Raw genomic sequence first — 15,986 nt, 5'->3', positions numbered from 1 at the left:
CCTTGCCGATCGACACGCCGTCGATCGCCCGCAGCTTCTCGACGATCTCCTCGCCGTGCGCCACCGAGGAGGCGGCCACGGTCACGTCGATCCGCAGGGCCTCCAGGCCGGAGGCGGTGACGTCGAGACCGGTCACCGAACCACCGGAGGACTCCACGGCCGTGGTGATCGCACTGACGGCGTTGCCCCGGGCCGGGACCTCCAGCCGTACCGTGATCGAGTTCGAGACACTGGGCACCGTCGCCACGGGCCTTCTCCTGCCTGTCGGGGCCGGGGCCGGTATCAGCGGGCGGCGGCGTGGGCGTGCGGGCGGGCGAGGTTGTCGGGGTGGAGGATCTCGCCCAACTGCGCCTCGGTGAGCAGTCCGCGGCGCAGCACGAGGTCGTGGACGGGGACGCCGGTGGTCAGCGCCTCCTGGGCGATGGTGGTGGCGTTCTCGTAGCCGATGTGCGGGTTGAGGGCGGTGACCAGGCCGATGGAGTGGCCGACCAGGTGGGCGAGGTGGTCGCGGTTGGCGGTGATGCCGGCCACGCAGCGCTCGGCGAGGGTCCGGCAGCCGGCGCGCAGGTGGGTCAGGCTCTTCAGCAGGCTGTGGGCAATGACCGGTTCGAAGGCGTTGAGCTGGAGCTGGCCGGCCTCGGCGGCGAAGGTGACGGTCAGGTCGTTGCCGATGACCTCGAAGGCGATCTGGTTGACCACCTCGGGGATGACCGGGTTGACCTTGCCCGGCATGATGCTCGAACCCGCCTGCACCGCGGGCAGGTTGATCTCGCCGAGGCCGGTGCGCGGGCCGGAGGACAGCAGCCGCAGGTCGTTGCAGGTCTTGGAGAGCTTGACCGCGATCCGCTTGAGCACGCCGGACAGCTGGACGAACGCGCCCGCGTCCTGGGTCGCCTCGACCAGGTCGCCGGCGACGGTCACGGGGATGCCGGTGATGGCGCGCAGGTGGGCGCAGGCGGTGGCGGCGTAGGCGGGGTGGGCGTTGAGGCCGGTGCCGATGGCGGTGCCACCGAGGTTGATCTCCTGGATCAGCTCGCAGGCCTCGGCCAGCCGCTCGCGGTCCTCCTCCAGCATGACCGCGAAGGCGGTGAACTCCTGGCCCAGCGTCATGGGGACGGCGTCCTGGAGCTGGGTGCGGCCCATCTTGAGGATGTCCGCGAACTCCTCCGCCTTGCCCGCGAAGGCGTCCTTCAACTCACCCATGGCGTCGTACAGTTCACGGGCGGCGAGGTGCAGGGCGATCTTGACGGCGGTCGGGTAGACGTCGTTGGTGCTCTGGCCGGAGTTGACGTCCTCCAGCGGGTGCAGGTGCCCGTACGCCCCCTTGGCGTGGCCGAGGATCTCCAGCGCCCGGTTGGCGACGACCTCGTTGGCGTTCATGTTGGTGGAGGTGCCGGCGCCGCCCTGGATCACGTCGACGACGAACTGGTCGTGGAGGCGCCCGGCCCGGATCTCCTCGCAGGCCGCCACGATCGCCGCCGCCTTGTCGTCGGTGAGCAGGGCCAGGTCGCGGTTGGCCTGCGCGGCCGCCTGCTTGACGCAGGCCAGCGCAGTCACCAGCTCCGGGTAGGTGGAGACGGGGGTACCGGTGATGGGGAAGTTCTCCACCGCCCGGAGCGTGTGGACGCCGTAGTAGGCGGTGGACGGGACGTCCCGGTCGCCGAGCAGATCGTGTTCGGTACGAACCGCGGGCGTGCCGACGGTGCTCGGGGCAGGCTGCATGGGGGTTCCGATCAGGAGGATTCGGGGCTCGGTGGCCACGGGGGTTTGACTGGCGCGGACCGCCGCATCGGGCTTGGACCGCACCGCCGCCGCACCCGCAACTTTAGGCCGAATCAACCGCAATTTGATTGCTTCTTCAGGCCCAATTGGACCCTCAGCGTGGTGGATAATCGCGCCATGGACAACATCGACAGGGATATCTTGCGCGAGCTCCAGAAGGACGGTCGGCTGACCATCCAGGAGCTCGCCGGCCGGGTCGGCCTCACGTCCTCGCCCTGCATGCGGCGGGTGCGGCAGCTGGAGCAGGACGGCGTGATCGAGGGCTACCGGGCCGTCGTCAACCCGGCTGCGGTCGGTCGCGGCTTCGAGGTGCTCGTGTCGGTCGAGCGCGACACCCGGTCGGTCGCGGAGTTCGAGGCCGCGTTGCTGACGATCCCGGAGGTGGTCGAGGCGTACCGGCTGATGGGCAGCCCCGGCTGTCTGCTCCGCGTCGCGGTCGCCGACCTCGCGGCTTACGAGAAGCTCTGGACCGAGAAGCTCACCGCCCTCCCGGGGGCCACGGCCGTCAACTCGCAGATCATCATGAAGCCGATCAAACAGCCGGGCGGCCTCCCGGTCGACCGCTGAGGTTGCTCAGGGTCCCAGGAGGCCGCGGACGGCGGGGCCGCCGAGCAGGGGGTCGGTCAGGTGCCGCCAGCCGTCGGGTCCGGCCGCGAGTTCGCCGTCGTCGAGCAGGGCCGCGTCCAAGGTGGCGCACAGGCGGTCCCGGTCGAGGCCGGCACCGACGAAGACCAGCTCGGAGCGGCGCTCACCGAAGTACGGGTCCCAGTGCCAGGCGGCGAGCGTGCGACGCTCGGGCGAGGCCGCGTGCCAGGCGTCGGCAGTGTCCTCCTCCAGCCAGCGATCCTCCTCCCGGAGCTCCAGATGACGTCCGGCCGAGCGCCAGCTCACCACGGACCCGGGCCGACTGGCCAGCCACAGGTGTCCGCGGCTGCGGGCGACCGAGCGCATCACCGTGGGCAGTGCGCGGGCCAGTCGCTGCGGATGGAACGGCCGTCTGGCCTGCCACCGGACGGACGCCACGTCGTCGAGAACCGGGACCTGCCGGGGCAGGAGGCCGACCGGCTCGAAGGCCCCGGCCAGCCGCGAGGCGACCACGACGTGATGAAGAGGGGCGAGCAGCGCCGACCGGGCCGCCCGTGCGGCAGCACTGTCGAGCCCGACCGGCATCGGCGTGAGCGCCGCGGACGGGTTCAGGTGGGCCAGGACCGCGCGCCCGGCCCGGGCGAGGCCGCCCTCGTCGTCGGGTTCGTCCGGTTCGTCCGGTACGAGCAGGACGTCGGCGGCCTCGGCGAGCCGGGCGGCGGCTTCGGCGGTGGTCGCCCGGCCGGCGTCGCCGACGCGGATCGCGGCGCTGTCGTGGATGCAGCGCAGGTCGCGCAGCAACTGCGCCGGGTCGATGCCCACGGCGACCGGCGCGAGGTCGTACTGGCGGGCCAGCGGTGTGACGCCGATCGGGGCGTGCCAGAGGTCGGCGAGGAACGGCAGAAGATCGAGGTCACCGCTGGGCGCGAGGACGACCGGCCGGCCTGGCCGGTGCCGGGCCAGCTCGGCCAGGTCCTGACGGACGATCACCGCCGGGTCACCGGTGGCGGCCCGACAGGACGGCCGGTTCGGCGGCTCGCCGGGCCCGAGGCCGGAGGCGAACCGCTGCACGGTGGGGTACCGACGGTCGTCGGCCGTGACGGAGACCGCCAGCACCACCGTGCCGGACCGCCCGCGCAGCAAGAGATCCGCCAGGTGTCCCCGCATCCCAGGGGTGTTGCCGCACACCACGCTCAACAGGCCCTTGCTCACGTCACTCCCTCTGTCACGGCGACCACCACCCACGACAAGGCTCGGGGCTGCGGCGCCTCGGGGTGAGCCAGCCGCTGGTCTCCCGGCATCAGTGCGCGTGCGCCGGTTCCGTGGGGCAGTACTCTGCCCAGGCGGGGAACTGGTCGTCGTAGGCCGACCAGGCCTCGGGGCCGGCAGCCAGTTCGGGGTCCGTCAGCAGGCAGCCGTCGAGAGCCGCGCACAGTTCGTTCGTGCGGAGCCCGGTGCCGATGAAGACCAGTTCCTGGCCGCGCGCCGTCTCGTCCGGGGAATCCGGCGACTGCGGCCGGGAGGCGTGCACGCCGGATGGCTCGAAGCGGGCCACCGAGCCGGCCTGCGACCAGAGTCCGGTCACGGTGGGACGGGTGGCCAACTGGAAGAAGCCCTTGGAGCGCAGCACCGAGCCGAACTCGCCGCCGTCGAGCCGACGGCCGACCAGGTCCCAGAGCGGCTCGGGGTGGAAGGGCCGGTCGGCTCGGTAGACGAGGCTGGAGATGCCGTACTCCTCGGTCTCGGGCACGTGGTCGCCGTTGAGTTCGGCGATCCAGCCGGGCGCCTCCTGGGCGCGGGCGACGTCGAAGAGCCCGGTGCCGAGCACCTCGCCGGCCGGAACCCGTCCGAACGTCGAACGGACGATCCGGGCGGCCGGGTTGAGGCGGCTGAGCGTGGCCGAGAGCCGGTCGGCCGCCTCGGGGGTGATCAGGTCGGTCTTGTTGAGGACGATGACGTCGGCGAATTCGACCTGGTCCATGAGCAGGTCGCTGACGGTCCGTTCGTCGTCCTCGTACTGGTCCAGGCCGCGTTCGGCCAGTTCGTCGCCGGCGCGCAGTTCCGGGAGGAAGTTGGCGGCGTCCACGACGGTGACCATGGTGTCCAGCCGGGCGAGGTCGCCGAGGGTGGCGCCGTCGTCGCGGGCGAAGGAGAACGTGGCCGCGACCGGCATGGGTTCGGAGATGCCGCTGGACTCGATGAGCAGGTAGTCGAAGCGGCCGGCCCGGGCGAGCTTGTCGACCTCCTCCAGCAGGTCGTCGCGCAGGGTGCAGCAAATGCAGCCGTTGGTCATCTCGACCAGCCGCTCCTCGGTGCGCGAGAGCGCGCCGCCGCCCTCGCGGACCAGGGCCGCGTCGATGTTGATCTCGCTCATGTCGTTGACGATGACCGCGACGCGCAGGCCGTCGCGGTTGTGCAGGAGGTGGTTGAGCAGGGTGGTCTTGCCCGCGCCGAGGAAGCCGGACAGCACGGTGACGGGCAGACGCGGGGGCGGGGGGTGCTCGGCCACGAGCGCTTCTCCTTGGGCCGACGGCCCAGGCCGGCATGCCTGGGTCGGCGCGCCTGGGTCGTGCTGGTTCGATGGCTTCACTATACAGAAATGGAAGTCGTTTTCATCTACGGGGCTGTGGGCTCCGACCCCGACCCGCCGAGATGCCACACCCGCGCCGCCAACTGCGCCTGCCACATGCGTGCGTAACGGCCGTCGCGGTCGGCGAGGAGTTCGGTGTGGGTGCCGCGCTGGGTGATGCGGCCGGCGTCGAGGACCAGGATCTGGTCGGCGCCGACGACGGTGGAGAGCCGGTGGGCGATGACCACGACGGTCTTGCCGGTCACCAGACGGTCGATGGCCTGCTGGACCACGACCTCCCGGTTGACCCCTCAACCGACCTGACGGTAAGCCGAGTTGGTGCCGTTCACCGGATCGTGTGGCGTCCGGGCCGACACGCCGACGCGGCCCGCCCGGGGCGCCTACGGTGGGACACCTGCCCGCGCACTCGCACGCAGCGTCCGCCCACATCCCCGCCAGACAGGCCGCACCCGCCCAGGCCAGCGAGGAGCCCATTCAGTGATCGACTTCAACGTGCTGATCAGGCTGGCCGCCGACAAGGGCATCGAGCACCTCGGCGTCGGCATCGTGGTCCGCAACGCCTCCGGGCAGGTCCTGATGATCCGCCGCGCCCCGCACGACGTGCTGCCCGGCCTGTGGGAGTACCCCGGCGGCGCCCTGGAGGACGACGAGCCCGTCCCGGCGGGCGCGGCCCGGGAGCTGGCCGAGGAGACCGGTCTCACCGGGCTGGCGCTCGACTACGTACGGCACCTGGACTACACCAGTCAACGCGGGCTGCCGGTGCGGCAGTTCGTCTTCACCACCGTCGTACCGGACGGCACCCCGGTCGCCCTCTCCCCCGAGCACGACGCCCACCAGTGGGCCCGGCCCGGCAGGCTGCCGCAGACCGATGACGGGCAGCGCGCGGTGATCGAGTGGCTCACCGGCCGCCTCGCCGTCCCCGGGTGGCGGCCGGTCGGCGGCTACCTCACCACCATCGCCCGCCCCAGCACGTACGGCTGCTTCCTCGTCACCGATCCGCAGGGCCGCGCCCTCGGGATGCGCTCCACCATCAACCCGGACGTGTGGAACTTCCCCGGCGGCAACGTCGAGAACGGCGAAACCCCCTTCGCCACCGCCCTGCGCGAGGCGAAGGAGGAGATCGGCCTCGACCTCGCCGCCGAGAACCCCGAGGCGGTCGCCCGGCGCCGCCTCGTCGCCGTCCTCCACCAGCAGGCCGGCAGCGAGGACTACCCCGTCCCCGTCTGCGGCTACGTGTTCGACGGCGGCACCCTCACCCCCGAGCAGCAGGCCCGCATCCGCCTCGACCCGGCAGAGCACACCGAGTGGCGCTTCGAGACGGCCTACGACTGGCGCGCCCACATGGACCCGGACCGCTACCGGCGGCTCCTGCAGATCCTGCGCGCCCACCGCTGCGGCACCCCCTCTACCTCGAACGGCCGCAGCCCGCCGACGACTTCGAGGGCATCATGGTCCTGGTCACCGATCCCGCCGGACGCCTGCTGATGCACCACCGCGACGACAAGCCCGGCATCGCCTGGCCCGGCCACTGGACCCCGGTCGGCGGCTGGCGCGAGGCCGACGAGACCCCCGAGGAGACCGCCGTCCGCGAGGTCCGCGAGGAAGCGGGCATCGAGATCACCCGGGTACGGCCCGTCCCCGGCCCCCAGCACGACCTCGTCTCCCCGTTCACCCGCGTCCTGCGCGCCCACTGGGACGGCCCCGACAGCGACCTGCGCCTCGGCGACGAGGGCCTGGCCGTACGCATGGTCCCCCTCGACGAGATCCCCGCCCTCAAGGTCCCGCCCTACCTGCACCACTACCTGCCGCTGCTCACCACCGCGGCCGACCGGCCCACCGGGAGGACCTCGTGAACCACCCCGATCACCCGGCCGGTACCGCACCCGCCGCGCCCGGGACGGACCCGGTGACGCTGGTCGTCGGCGTCCACCTCGTCCTCCTCGACGAGGCCGACGAGGCCGACGAGGCCGACGAGGCCGACGAGGCCGACGAGGCCGACGAGGCCGACGAGGCCGACGAGGCCGACGAGGCCGACGAGGCCGACGAGGCCGACGAGGCCGACGAGGCCACGGTGCTGCTCGGGCGCCGCCGCAACACCACCTACGCCAACGGCCTGTGGCACCTCCCGGCCGGCCACATGCTGCCGGGCGAACCCGTCACCCGCTCCATGGCCCGCGAGGCCGAGGAGGAGCTCGGCATCAGCATCGCCGAGCACGACCTCTCGCTCGTCCACACCCTGCACCACCTCGACGCCGACGACGGCCGCAGCCGCCTCCAGCTCTTCTTCCGAACCCCCCGCTACGACGGCCAGATCCGCAACGCCGAGCCGCACAAATGCGAGGACCTGCGTTGGTGGCCGCTCGACCGCCTCCCCGCCGACACCGTGCCCTACACCGCGCACGCCCTCGCACAGATCACCGCCGGACACCGCCTGTCCACCACCGGATGGCCCGCATGAACAGCCCGGCGGCCGCAGCGCCCGCAGGCAGCGCGCAGACCCGGCCCGTCGTCGGGCACGTCCCCTCGGTGGCGGCAGCACCCTCCACGTCACGGTCGAGCGCATCATGCGCGCCACCGGGCTCGCCCAACTGCCCGCGCGCGACGACTAGATGAGGCCGCCGCGTGCGCGCCTTTGACCCTCCCCCTACTTCGCCAGGAGCCTCTGATGCACGAGACGGGCAGGCTGTCGGTCGGCGTCATCGCCCACGACCCGGCCACCGACCGGATCGCCACCGTCCACTACGCCCAGCGCAGTTGGAGCCCGGGCCCCGCCTGGACGATCCCCGGCGGGAAGGTCGAGCCGGGAGAGGAGATCCCCGACGCCGCCGTCCGGGAGCTGCGCGAGGAATCCGGGCTCATCGCCCGGCCGTCCGGCCTGCGCCTGGTGCACACCATCCAGGCCAAGCAGGGCTGGGACGGGCTCGGCGGATTCCTGCTGTTCGTCTTCGCGACCCGCGAGTTCACCGGCGAGCTGGTCAACGCCGAACCCGACAAGCACCTGGACGTGCGCTGGCACCCCGCCACCGACGCCCTGCCCAGCCCGATGTTCCCGACCTCCAAGGCCGCGGTGGAGGCGTACCTGGCCGGCGGGCCCGCGTTCTCCACCCACGGCTTCGACCAGCGGCGCCTCGTCGGGCCGTGACCCGCGCCCGGCCACGCGACTCCCCCTCCGGGAAAGAGCCGCCCGCCGCTGTGGGTCGGGCCGGAATGATCCAGGGAGATCGCGCCGGCCGAGTACGCAGACGCGCTCCTGCGACACCATGCCGCCCTGCGCCAGATCGATCTGGACGCACCGCATTTCACCGATCGAGTCGCCGTGGCACTCGCAGAGGTGAACGACCGGGAGAAGTCCCCCGCGCTCCACGAGTCCGACCGGGAACTCCTCAGCGGCACACTCAGCGGACTGAGCGCCGCCATCAGCACCGAGAAGGCCAAAGACCATGCCTGACCGAGACCACTGGAGAGCGGCGGGGCTCAACCGTGTTCGTGCGGCACTCGCTCGCTGCGGGTTGGACTGAACTCGGGGCAGAGGGCCGCTGATTCCCACAAGCGCTCCGCCCCGCTGGACGAGATCCAGCGGGGCGGAGCGCCGGCCGGGACGCGGGTCTTGCGGACCCGGACCGCTGAAGACCGCTCCGGCTATCGGCGGCGGGCGGTGATCAGGCGCTGCAGGACGATGAAGACGAACAGCAGCCCGCCGATCACGATCCTGGTCCACCACGAGCTGAGGGTGCCCTGGAAGCTGATGATGGTCTGGATCAGGCCCAGCACCAGCACGCCCAGCAGGGTGCCCAGCAGGTAGCCGGAGCCGCCGGTGAGCAGGGTGCCGCCGATGACCACGGCGGCGATCGCGTCCAGTTCCAGGCCGACCGCGTGCAGGCCGTAGCCGGAGAGCATGTAGAAGGTGAGCAGGACGCCGCCGAGCGCCGAGCAGAAGCCGCTGATCGCGTACACGGTGGTCTTGGTCCGCGCCACCGGCAGGCCCATCAGCAGGGCGGACTGCTCGCTGCCGCCGAGCGCGTACACGTTCCGGCCGAAGCGGGTGTAGTGCAGGACGACGAACGCGGCCGCCACCACCAGCAGCGCGATCAGCACGCTCGGCGAGATGAACAGGTCGCCGAGCGGGATCCGGGTCTGCGCCATCGCGGTGTACGACGGGTCGGTGATCGAGATCGACTCGATGCTGATCGTGTAGCACAGGCCCCGGGCCAGGAACATGCCCGCCAGCGTCACGATGAACGGCTGGATCTCGAAGGTGTGGATCACCCACCCCATCACCCAGCCGCCGGCCGTACCCATCAGCAGCACCAGCGGGATGACCAGCAGCGGCGGCCAGCCGTGCTGCTCCACCAGCCAGGCGGAGACCATCGTGGACAGTGCCACCACCGCGCCGACCGACAGGTCGATGCCGCCGGTCAGCACGACGAAGGTCATGCCGACCGCGACCACGAGCAGGAAGGCGTTGTCGATCAGCAGGTTGAGCAGCACCTGCCCGGAGAAGAATCCGTCGTACTGCACCGATCCGGCGGTGAACATCGACACCAGCAGGACGGAGGTGACCAGCAGCGGGATCTGTCCGCGCACTCTGGCCAGCAGGGCGTTGGCGTTCACGCGCCGACCTCCCGGTTGGTGGTGGTGGTGGCTGGAGCGGGCCGGGCTCCGCTGTGGCGTCCGGCGCCGCGCTTGGCGACCTTGGCGCGGAAGTTCGGCGACTGGATCAGGCAGACCGCGATTACCACGAACGCCTTGAACACCAGCGTGGTCTCCGGCGGGATGCCGATCGTGTAGACGGTGGTGGAGAGGGTCTGGATGATCAGCGCGCCGAGGACCGTGCCGCCGATCGAGAACCGGCCGCCGTTGAGCGAGGTCCCGCCGATCACCACCGCGAGGATGGCGTCGAGTTCGATCCACAGGCCGGCGTTGTTGCCGTCCGCCGCCGAGACGTTGGAGGAGACCATCAGTCCGGCGACCGCCGCGCACAGCGCGCTGAACACGTACACCAGGCCGACCAGGCGCATCGCCCGGATCCCGACCAGCCGACTGGCGACCGGGTTGCCGCCGACCGACTCCAGGAGCATGCCCAGCGCGGTGGAGCGGGTGAGCAGCGCCGTCAGCAGTGCGACCAGCCCGCTGAGCAGGATCGCGAACGGCATCGCCAGCCAATAGCCGCCGCCGATGAGCTTGTACGGCTCGCTGGTGATCGTGATGATCTGGCCGTCGGTGATCAGCTGGGCGACGCCGCGTCCGGCGACCATCAGGATCAGGGTCGCGATGATCGGCTGCACCCCGACCCGGGCCACCAGCACACCGTTCGCCGTGCCCAGCAGCACCGCCGTCGCGAGCGCGATGCCGATCGCGCCGAACACCGTGCCGAGGCTCGCCGGGTCGGCGGCCTCGCTGATGTGCTGACAGGCCAGCGCACCGGCGATGGCGACGGTGGAGCCGACCGAGAGGTCGATGCCGCCGGTGGCGATCACCAGGGTCATGCCGAGCGACACCAGGATCAGCGGGGCACCGAAGTGCAGGATGTCGATCGAACTGCCGTACAGGTGGCCGTTCTTGAGGTGGATCGCGAAGAAGTCCGGGGTGAAGGCGAGGTTGCCGAGCAGCAGCGCGGCCAGCACCACGGCCGGCCAGAACAGCCGGGACCGGGTCACCGCCCTGGCCCATGGGGTGGTCAGGGCCGTGGTCATTGTTCCGCTCCGCTCGCGATGGTGGCCAGGACGCGCTCCGGGGTGAGCCCGCCGTCGTTGCGCAGTTGGGCGACCATCCGGCGGTCGCGCAGCACGCCGACGCGGTGGCTGAGCCGCAGCACCTCCTCCAGTTCGGCGGAGATGAACAGCACCGCCATGCCCTTCTCGGCGAGGTCCGCGACCAGTTTCTGGATCTCGGCCTTGGCGCCGATGTCGATGCCGCGGGTGGGCTCGTCCAGGATCAGCAGCTTGGGGTCGGTGATCAGCCAGCGGGCCAGCAGCACCTTCTGCTGGTTCCCGCCGCTGAGGTTGCGGACCAGCGCCTCCGAGTCGCCCGGGCGGATGTCGAGGGTGCGGATCCAGCGCTCCGCCAACGCGTCCTGCGCGGTGCGCGACAGCGGACGGGTCCAGCCGCGGGCCGCCTGCAGCGCCAGCACGATGTTCTCGCGGACGGTCAACTCGCCGACCAGGCCCTCGGTCTTGCGGTTCTCCGAGCAGAACGCGATGCCGTGGGCGATCGCGTCACGCGGGGTACGCAGGTCGGCCTCGGTGCCGTTGATCCGCACGGCGCCGCCGTCCTTGTGGTCGGCGCCGAACAGCAGTCGGGCCGCCTCGGTCCGGCCGGACCCCAACAGGCCCGCCAGGCCGATCACTTCGCCGGGGCGGATCGCGAGGTCGTACGGCTCGACGGCGCCCCGTCGGGCCAGGCCCTCGGCCTCCAGGAAGGCCGGGCCGGCAGCCGGGGCGGAGCGCTCGCCCCGCTGGCCGCCCGCGAGTTGGTCGAGTCCGGCGAGTTCGGAGCCGATCATCCGGGAGACCAGGTCGACCTGGTTGAGCTCGCTGGTCAGGTACTCGCCTTCCAGCCGGCCGTTGCGCAGGACGGTCATCCGGTCGCAGATCTCGTAGATCTGGTCGAGGAAGTGCGAGACGAACAGGATCGCGACCCCCTGGTCGCGCAACCGCCGCATCACGGTGAAGAGTTGGCTCACCTCGTCGCGGTCCAGGCTGGAGGTCGGCTCGTCCAGGATCAGCACCTTGGCCGAGACGTCGACCGCGCGGACGATGGCGACCAGCTGCTGGACGGCGATGGAGTAGCTGTCCAGCGGCGCGCTGACGTCGATGTCCAGATCCAGCGTGCGCACCAACTCGGCGGCCCGGCGGCGCATTTCGGCCCAGGCGATCAGGCCGAGGCGGCGCGGCTCGCGGCCGATGAAGATGTTCTCCGCGACCGACAGGTTCGGGCAGAGGTTCACCTCCTGGTAGACGGTGCTGATGCCCGCCTGCTGGGCCTGCAGCGGTCCGGCGATCCGCACCCGCTCCCCGGCCAGGACCATCTCGCCGCCGTCCGCCGGGTAGACCCCGGTCAGCACCTTGATCAGCGTGGACTTCCCGGCGCCGTTCTCCCCCATCAGGGCGTGCACCTCGCCGGGGAAGAGCCGGAAGTCGACCCCGTCCAACGCCACCACCCCGGGGAACTCCTTGCGGATCCCCCGTACTTCCAGGACCGGTTGCTGACGCACCCCGGTTCTCCTCTCCTCGTACGACCCGACCCGGCGGGGAGCGATCCGCCGATCGCTCCCCGGGCCGGCCGGGCCGGTCAGTACTGGCGGGTGGGCAGCGCCGCGGCGGCCTGGTCCTGGGTGAAGACACCCTCCTCGGTCTTGATCCGCTTCGGCACCTGCTCGCCGGCCTTGACCTTCTTGGCCAGGTCCATCAGCTGGTCGCCGAGGATCGGGTTGCACTCCACGTCGACGTTGATCTTGCCCTGGCTCATCGCGGTGAAGGCGTCCTTCACCCCGTCCACCGAGATGATCTTGATGTCGGTGCCCGGCTTCTTGCCGGCCTCCTCGATCGCCTGGATCGCCCCGAGCGCCATGTCGTCGTTGTGCGCGTACAGCACGTCGATCTTCGGCTGGGCCTTCAGGAAGGCCTGCATGACCTCCTTGCCCTTCGCGCGGGTGAAGTCGCCGGTCTGCGAGGCCACCACCTTGAACTTCGCGTCCGCCTTGATCACGTCACCGAAGCCCGCCTTGCGGTCGTTGGCCGGCGCCGAACCGGTGGTGCCCTGCAGTTCGACGATGTTCACGACGTCGGACTTGCCCTGGTACTCCTTCACCAGCCAGTCGCCGGCCTTCTTGCCCTCCTCGACGAAGTCCGAGCCGAGGAAGGAGACGTAGAGCGAGTCGTCCTTGGAGTCCACCGCGCGGTCGGTGAGGATCACCGGGATCTTGGCGTCCTTCGCCTCCTTCAGCACGGTGTCCCAACCCGACTCCACCACCGGCGAGAAGGCGATCACGTCGACCTTCTGCTGGATGAACGAGCGGATCGCCTTGATCTGGTTCTCCTGCTTCTGCTGCGCGTCGGAGAACTTCAGCTCGATGCCGGCCTTCTTCGCGGACTCCTGGATCGACTTGGTGTTCGCGGTGCGCCATCCGCTCTCCGCGCCGACCTGCGAGAAGCCCACGACGAGCTTGTGGCCGGGCCCCTTGTCGGCCGAGCCCCCACCGCCGCCGGAACCGCACGCGGTGAGGACGGTGACCATCGCACCGGCGACCAGAGCCGCCGCAGCTTTCTTGGACATGGTGGGACTTCCTCTCGGGATCGTCGATCGCGCGAACGGCACCCGTCACGTGAACGTGAGGTATCGACGCCGTTTCGCTCGGAACAGATTGTTAGCGTTCACAAATGGCACCGGCAAGGCTCTTGCGCCCCGTTACTCAATCTTGACCGGGTCACCGGGGGTGGTCCGAAGCACCGTCAACTCGTCGGAGGCATGGGCAGTTGGCCCACCCGGAGGAGCATGCCGCGGCACTCTCGCCGTCGAGTGCGGAGCTTCCCCCTGCGTGCGCTGTGCCTGCGCAACTGCTGGGCACGGCTCCCGGACAGGGCCCAGCGGGCGGCACGGCCGGACAGGCCGGACGGGCCGGGCGGGCCGGGATCAGGTGCGGCGAGCGGGACCGGTGCTGCGGCGGAGGACCGTCTCCGGGGAGATCCGGACGGGGTGGCGGGGGCGGTCGACGCCCTCGATTTCCTCCAGGAGGAGTTCGAGCGCGCGGCGGCCGAGTTCGCCGAAGTCCTGGCGGACGGTGGTCAGCGGCGGGGTGAAGTACGCGGCCTCGGGGATGTCGTCGAAGCCGACCACGCTGATCTCGCCCGGTACCGCACGGCCCGCCTCGCGCAGGGCGCGCAGCAGGCCGAGGGCCATGTGGTCGTTGGCGCAGAACACGGCCGTGACCTCCGGGTCGTGCGCGATCCGGCGGCCCGCCTCGTATCCCGAACGCGCGCTCCAGTCACCGCCGCCGATCCGCGACACCCGGGCGCCACCGGCCTCCAGCGCCTGCCGCCACCCGTCCTGGCGGTCGCGGCCCTCCGTCCACCCGACGGGCCCCGCGAGGTGGTGCACGGTGCGGTGGCCGAGGTCGAGCAGATGGCGGGTGGCGACCTCGGCGCCGGCCCGGTTGTCGAACGACACCATCGGCAACCGGGACCGGCTTCCGGCTCCGACCGCGACCACCGGTACCGCGCTGGAGAGCTTGGCGAGCGCGCCGACCGCCGAGATCTGCGGGGCGATCACCGCGACGCCCTCCACGCCCTGGTCGCGCAACCGGTCCACGGCCTCCTGGACCGAGCGGCTGTCCAGGGAGCGCAGGCCGGCGACGCTGACGAAGTAGCCGGCCGTACGGGCGGCGCGCTCGATGCCGTCGAGCGTCGAGGCGGGCCCGTACAGGGTGGAGTCGAAGCTGACCACGCCCAGGGTCTGCGAGCGGCGGGTGACCAGGGCGCGGGCGGCCGAGTTCGGCCGGTAGTCGAGCTCCCGGATCGCGGCGAGCACCCTCGCCCGGGTGCCGGGCCGCACGTGCGGGGCACCGTTGAGCACCCGGGACACCGTCTGGTGGGAGACGCCGGCCAGCCTCGCGACGTCCGCCATCACGGGTTGTCTCGCCTCCGTGCCGTCCGCTTCAGTTCCCACGCGCAGCCCCCAGGCCCGATCCCGACTGTCCGCCACCTCGTCGTGCGGCGGCGCCACAGCCCCGCGCCTCGCCGCGCGGCGCATGTTAGCGCTAACATACGCCCGGAGGCGGGCTCAGGACCCGACGGTCGGCCGCCGGCGGCACGTCCTGTCGATGCGGAGGGCTCTTCTCGGCGGCCGAGGGATCGCCGAAACTTTCGAGCACGTTCGCCGGCGCAGATCGCGGTCTGCGCTGCGGAGTGACCGTCGGAAATCGGCGAGATCCCGGACAAGTTCCTGCACGTGCCCCGACCGCCGAGCACCTGATCGGCATCCCGGCCCACCGGAGGGTCGCGAGACTTTCGATGTGCTTGTCGAAACTGTTGACAGCTTGTCGGGCCCCAGCCAACACTGTCGCCGTCGACACGTCCCAACGGCCCCGGATCGATCCGGGGCCGTCTTCGCCGACCGGCGGAGGGCGCGGCCGTGTCGATGCCAAGCCGGTTCCACCCGCACCGCTGCGCGACACCGTCCGGCCGACCCACCCCACCACGGCCGCCGGTGCCGCAGGGATGCCCCCACTCCCATCAGCAGGACGGATCACCGTCGTGAATTCTCCGCACCCCCAAGAGCCGTACGACAAAGCGCCCCTGGCGAGACGCCCGCAGAGAGTGCTCCGGCGCGCCCGCAAGCTCCTGCGGTGTGACCTGACGGCCCGCCGTCGCGCGAAGCCCTGACACCACCCGTCAGAGCTGACCCGTCAGAACCGACCTGCCAGGTCAAGCCGCACGTCTGCCCCCGGTGGATTGTGAGCGTTAACGGGGCCCCGCAGCCAGGCCGATCCCCGTCGGCCCGACCCCCGCACGCACACCGCCCGCCCTGCTCGGCCGGAACGGACCGGATCAGCACGGATCGGAACGGAACGGATCGGCCGAGTGCCCGCTCCGGAACCAGCGTCAGGACGCACAGCCGGTTCCCGAGCGGTACGCAGGAGTCCCCCACGCACAAGGAGAACGATCCGTCATGCCATGGCTCAAGCAGAAACCCGGTCTCCGCACGGTCCTCACGACCGCCGCCTGCCTGCTCGCCAGCTCGGTCACGGCCGCCGCCACCGCGAGCCCGGCGGCCCACGCCGCCGGGGGGACCACGCTGGGTGCGGCGGCCGCCGACAGCGGTCGCTACTTCGGTACGGCCGTGGCCTCGGGCAGGCTCGGCGACCCGACGTACTCCGCCATCGCCGACCGGGAGTTCACCATGGTGACCCCGGAGAACGAGATGAAGTGGGACACCATCGAGCCCTCGCGCGGGTCGTTCAACTTCGCCCCCGCCGACTCGATCGTCAACCACGCCTCCGCGCACGGCCAGCGCATGCGCGGCCACACCCTCG

General features: G+C 71.4%; 15 protein-coding genes and 2 pseudogenes. 7 read left to right on the top strand and 10 right to left on the bottom strand.

The features are described 5' to 3' along the window. A pseudogene (locus KV557_RS40110) lies at window positions 1–247 on the bottom strand (ACT domain-containing protein); the annotation flags it as partial. Between the two features lie 35 nt (window positions 248–282). Further along, on the bottom strand, window positions 283–1,722 hold the full coding sequence (gene aspA / locus KV557_RS40105) for an aspartate ammonia-lyase (RefSeq protein WP_218206986.1): 1,440 nt from the start codon (window positions 1,720–1,722) through the stop codon (window positions 283–285). 177 nt (window positions 1,723–1,899) lie between these two features. On the opposite strand from aspA, the gene KV557_RS40100 reads away from it, so the two are divergent. Beyond that, window positions 1,900–2,349, top strand: coding sequence for an Lrp/AsnC family transcriptional regulator (locus KV557_RS40100; protein WP_218206985.1), 450 nt, complete (start codon window positions 1,900–1,902; stop codon window positions 2,347–2,349). 6 nt (window positions 2,350–2,355) lie between these two features. Here KV557_RS40100 and KV557_RS40095 read toward each other — a convergent pair whose 3' ends face one another. From KV557_RS40095 to KV557_RS40085, 3 genes and pseudogenes are all read right to left on the bottom strand, one after another. Beyond that, window positions 2,356–3,579 (bottom strand): GTP-binding protein, encoded by a 1,224-nt coding sequence (locus KV557_RS40095; protein ID WP_308130301.1) that lies wholly within the window; start codon window positions 3,577–3,579, stop codon window positions 2,356–2,358. Window positions 3,580–3,667: 88 nt separating this feature from the next. Next, window positions 3,668–4,876, bottom strand: coding sequence for a GTP-binding protein (locus KV557_RS40090; protein ID WP_218206984.1), 1,209 nt, complete (start codon window positions 4,874–4,876; stop codon window positions 3,668–3,670). A gap of 107 nt (window positions 4,877–4,983) precedes the next feature. After that, window positions 4,984–5,184: pseudogene (locus KV557_RS40085) on the bottom strand (ABC transporter ATP-binding protein); the annotation flags it as partial. A 250-nt stretch (window positions 5,185–5,434) separates the two neighbouring features. Here KV557_RS40085 and KV557_RS40080 point away from each other — a divergent pair. From KV557_RS40080 to KV557_RS43825, 5 genes are all read left to right on the top strand, one after another. Next, window positions 5,435–6,442 carry an NUDIX hydrolase gene (locus tag KV557_RS40080; RefSeq protein ID WP_218206983.1) on the top strand — a complete coding sequence of 336 codons (1,008 nt, stop codon included), beginning with the start codon at window positions 5,435–5,437 and terminating at the stop codon, window positions 6,440–6,442. Beyond that, window positions 6,406–6,810 carry an NUDIX domain-containing protein gene (locus KV557_RS40075; protein WP_218206982.1) on the top strand — a complete coding sequence of 135 codons (405 nt, stop codon included), beginning with the start codon at window positions 6,406–6,408 and terminating at the stop codon, window positions 6,808–6,810. Before KV557_RS40080 ends, KV557_RS40075 begins: the two co-directional genes overlap by 37 nt. Next, window positions 6,807–7,415 carry an NUDIX hydrolase gene (locus KV557_RS44705; RefSeq protein WP_308130300.1) on the top strand — a complete coding sequence of 203 codons (609 nt, stop codon included), beginning with the start codon at window positions 6,807–6,809 and terminating at the stop codon, window positions 7,413–7,415. The genes KV557_RS40075 and KV557_RS44705 overlap by 4 nt, the downstream gene beginning before the upstream one ends. A 207-nt stretch (window positions 7,416–7,622) precedes the next feature. Further along, window positions 7,623–8,099: an NUDIX domain-containing protein gene (locus KV557_RS40065; protein ID WP_218206981.1), complete on the top strand. Its 477-nt coding sequence runs from the start codon at window positions 7,623–7,625 to the stop codon at window positions 8,097–8,099. A gap of 174 nt (window positions 8,100–8,273) precedes the next feature. After that, window positions 8,274–8,405 carry a hypothetical protein gene (locus KV557_RS43825; protein ID WP_256178673.1) on the top strand — a complete coding sequence of 44 codons (132 nt, stop codon included), beginning with the start codon at window positions 8,274–8,276 and terminating at the stop codon, window positions 8,403–8,405. A gap of 191 nt (window positions 8,406–8,596) precedes the next feature. Here the strand turns inward: KV557_RS43825 and yjfF are convergent, their stop codons facing one another. The 5 genes from yjfF to KV557_RS40035 form a co-directional block, all read right to left on the bottom strand. Continuing rightward, window positions 8,597–9,568 carry a galactofuranose ABC transporter, permease protein YjfF gene (yjfF, locus tag KV557_RS40055; RefSeq protein ID WP_218206980.1) on the bottom strand — a complete coding sequence of 324 codons (972 nt, stop codon included), beginning with the start codon at window positions 9,566–9,568 and terminating at the stop codon, window positions 8,597–8,599. Further along, window positions 9,565–10,650, bottom strand: coding sequence for an ABC transporter permease (locus tag KV557_RS40050; RefSeq protein ID WP_218206979.1), 1,086 nt, complete (start codon window positions 10,648–10,650; stop codon window positions 9,565–9,567). Before KV557_RS40050 ends, yjfF begins: the two co-directional genes overlap by 4 nt. Next, a complete protein-coding gene (locus KV557_RS40045; RefSeq protein ID WP_218206978.1) occupies window positions 10,647–12,170 on the bottom strand; it encodes a sugar ABC transporter ATP-binding protein in 1,524 nt (507 codons plus the stop codon). The genes KV557_RS40050 and KV557_RS40045 overlap by 4 nt, the downstream gene beginning before the upstream one ends. A gap of 77 nt (window positions 12,171–12,247) precedes the next feature. After that, on the bottom strand, window positions 12,248–13,231 hold the full coding sequence (locus tag KV557_RS40040; protein ID WP_218206977.1) for an ABC transporter substrate-binding protein: 984 nt from the start codon (window positions 13,229–13,231) through the stop codon (window positions 12,248–12,250). Window positions 13,232–13,588: 357 nt separating this feature from the next. Beyond that, complete coding sequence (locus KV557_RS40035) at window positions 13,589–14,578, bottom strand: LacI family DNA-binding transcriptional regulator (protein WP_218206976.1); 990 nt, start codon at window positions 14,576–14,578, stop codon at window positions 13,589–13,591. A 1,044-nt stretch (window positions 14,579–15,622) separates the two neighbouring features. Here KV557_RS40035 and KV557_RS40030 point away from each other — a divergent pair. Then, window positions 15,623–15,986 (top strand): endo-1,4-beta-xylanase (locus KV557_RS40030; protein WP_218206975.1); only part of this gene is annotated, 364 nt, incomplete at its 3' end.

It is taken from the genome of Kitasatospora aureofaciens, assembly GCF_019192735.1.
GTDB lineage: Bacteria > Actinomycetota > Actinomycetes > Streptomycetales > Streptomycetaceae > Kitasatospora > Kitasatospora aureofaciens_A.
This window is presented reverse-complemented; position numbering and strand designations above follow the sequence as displayed.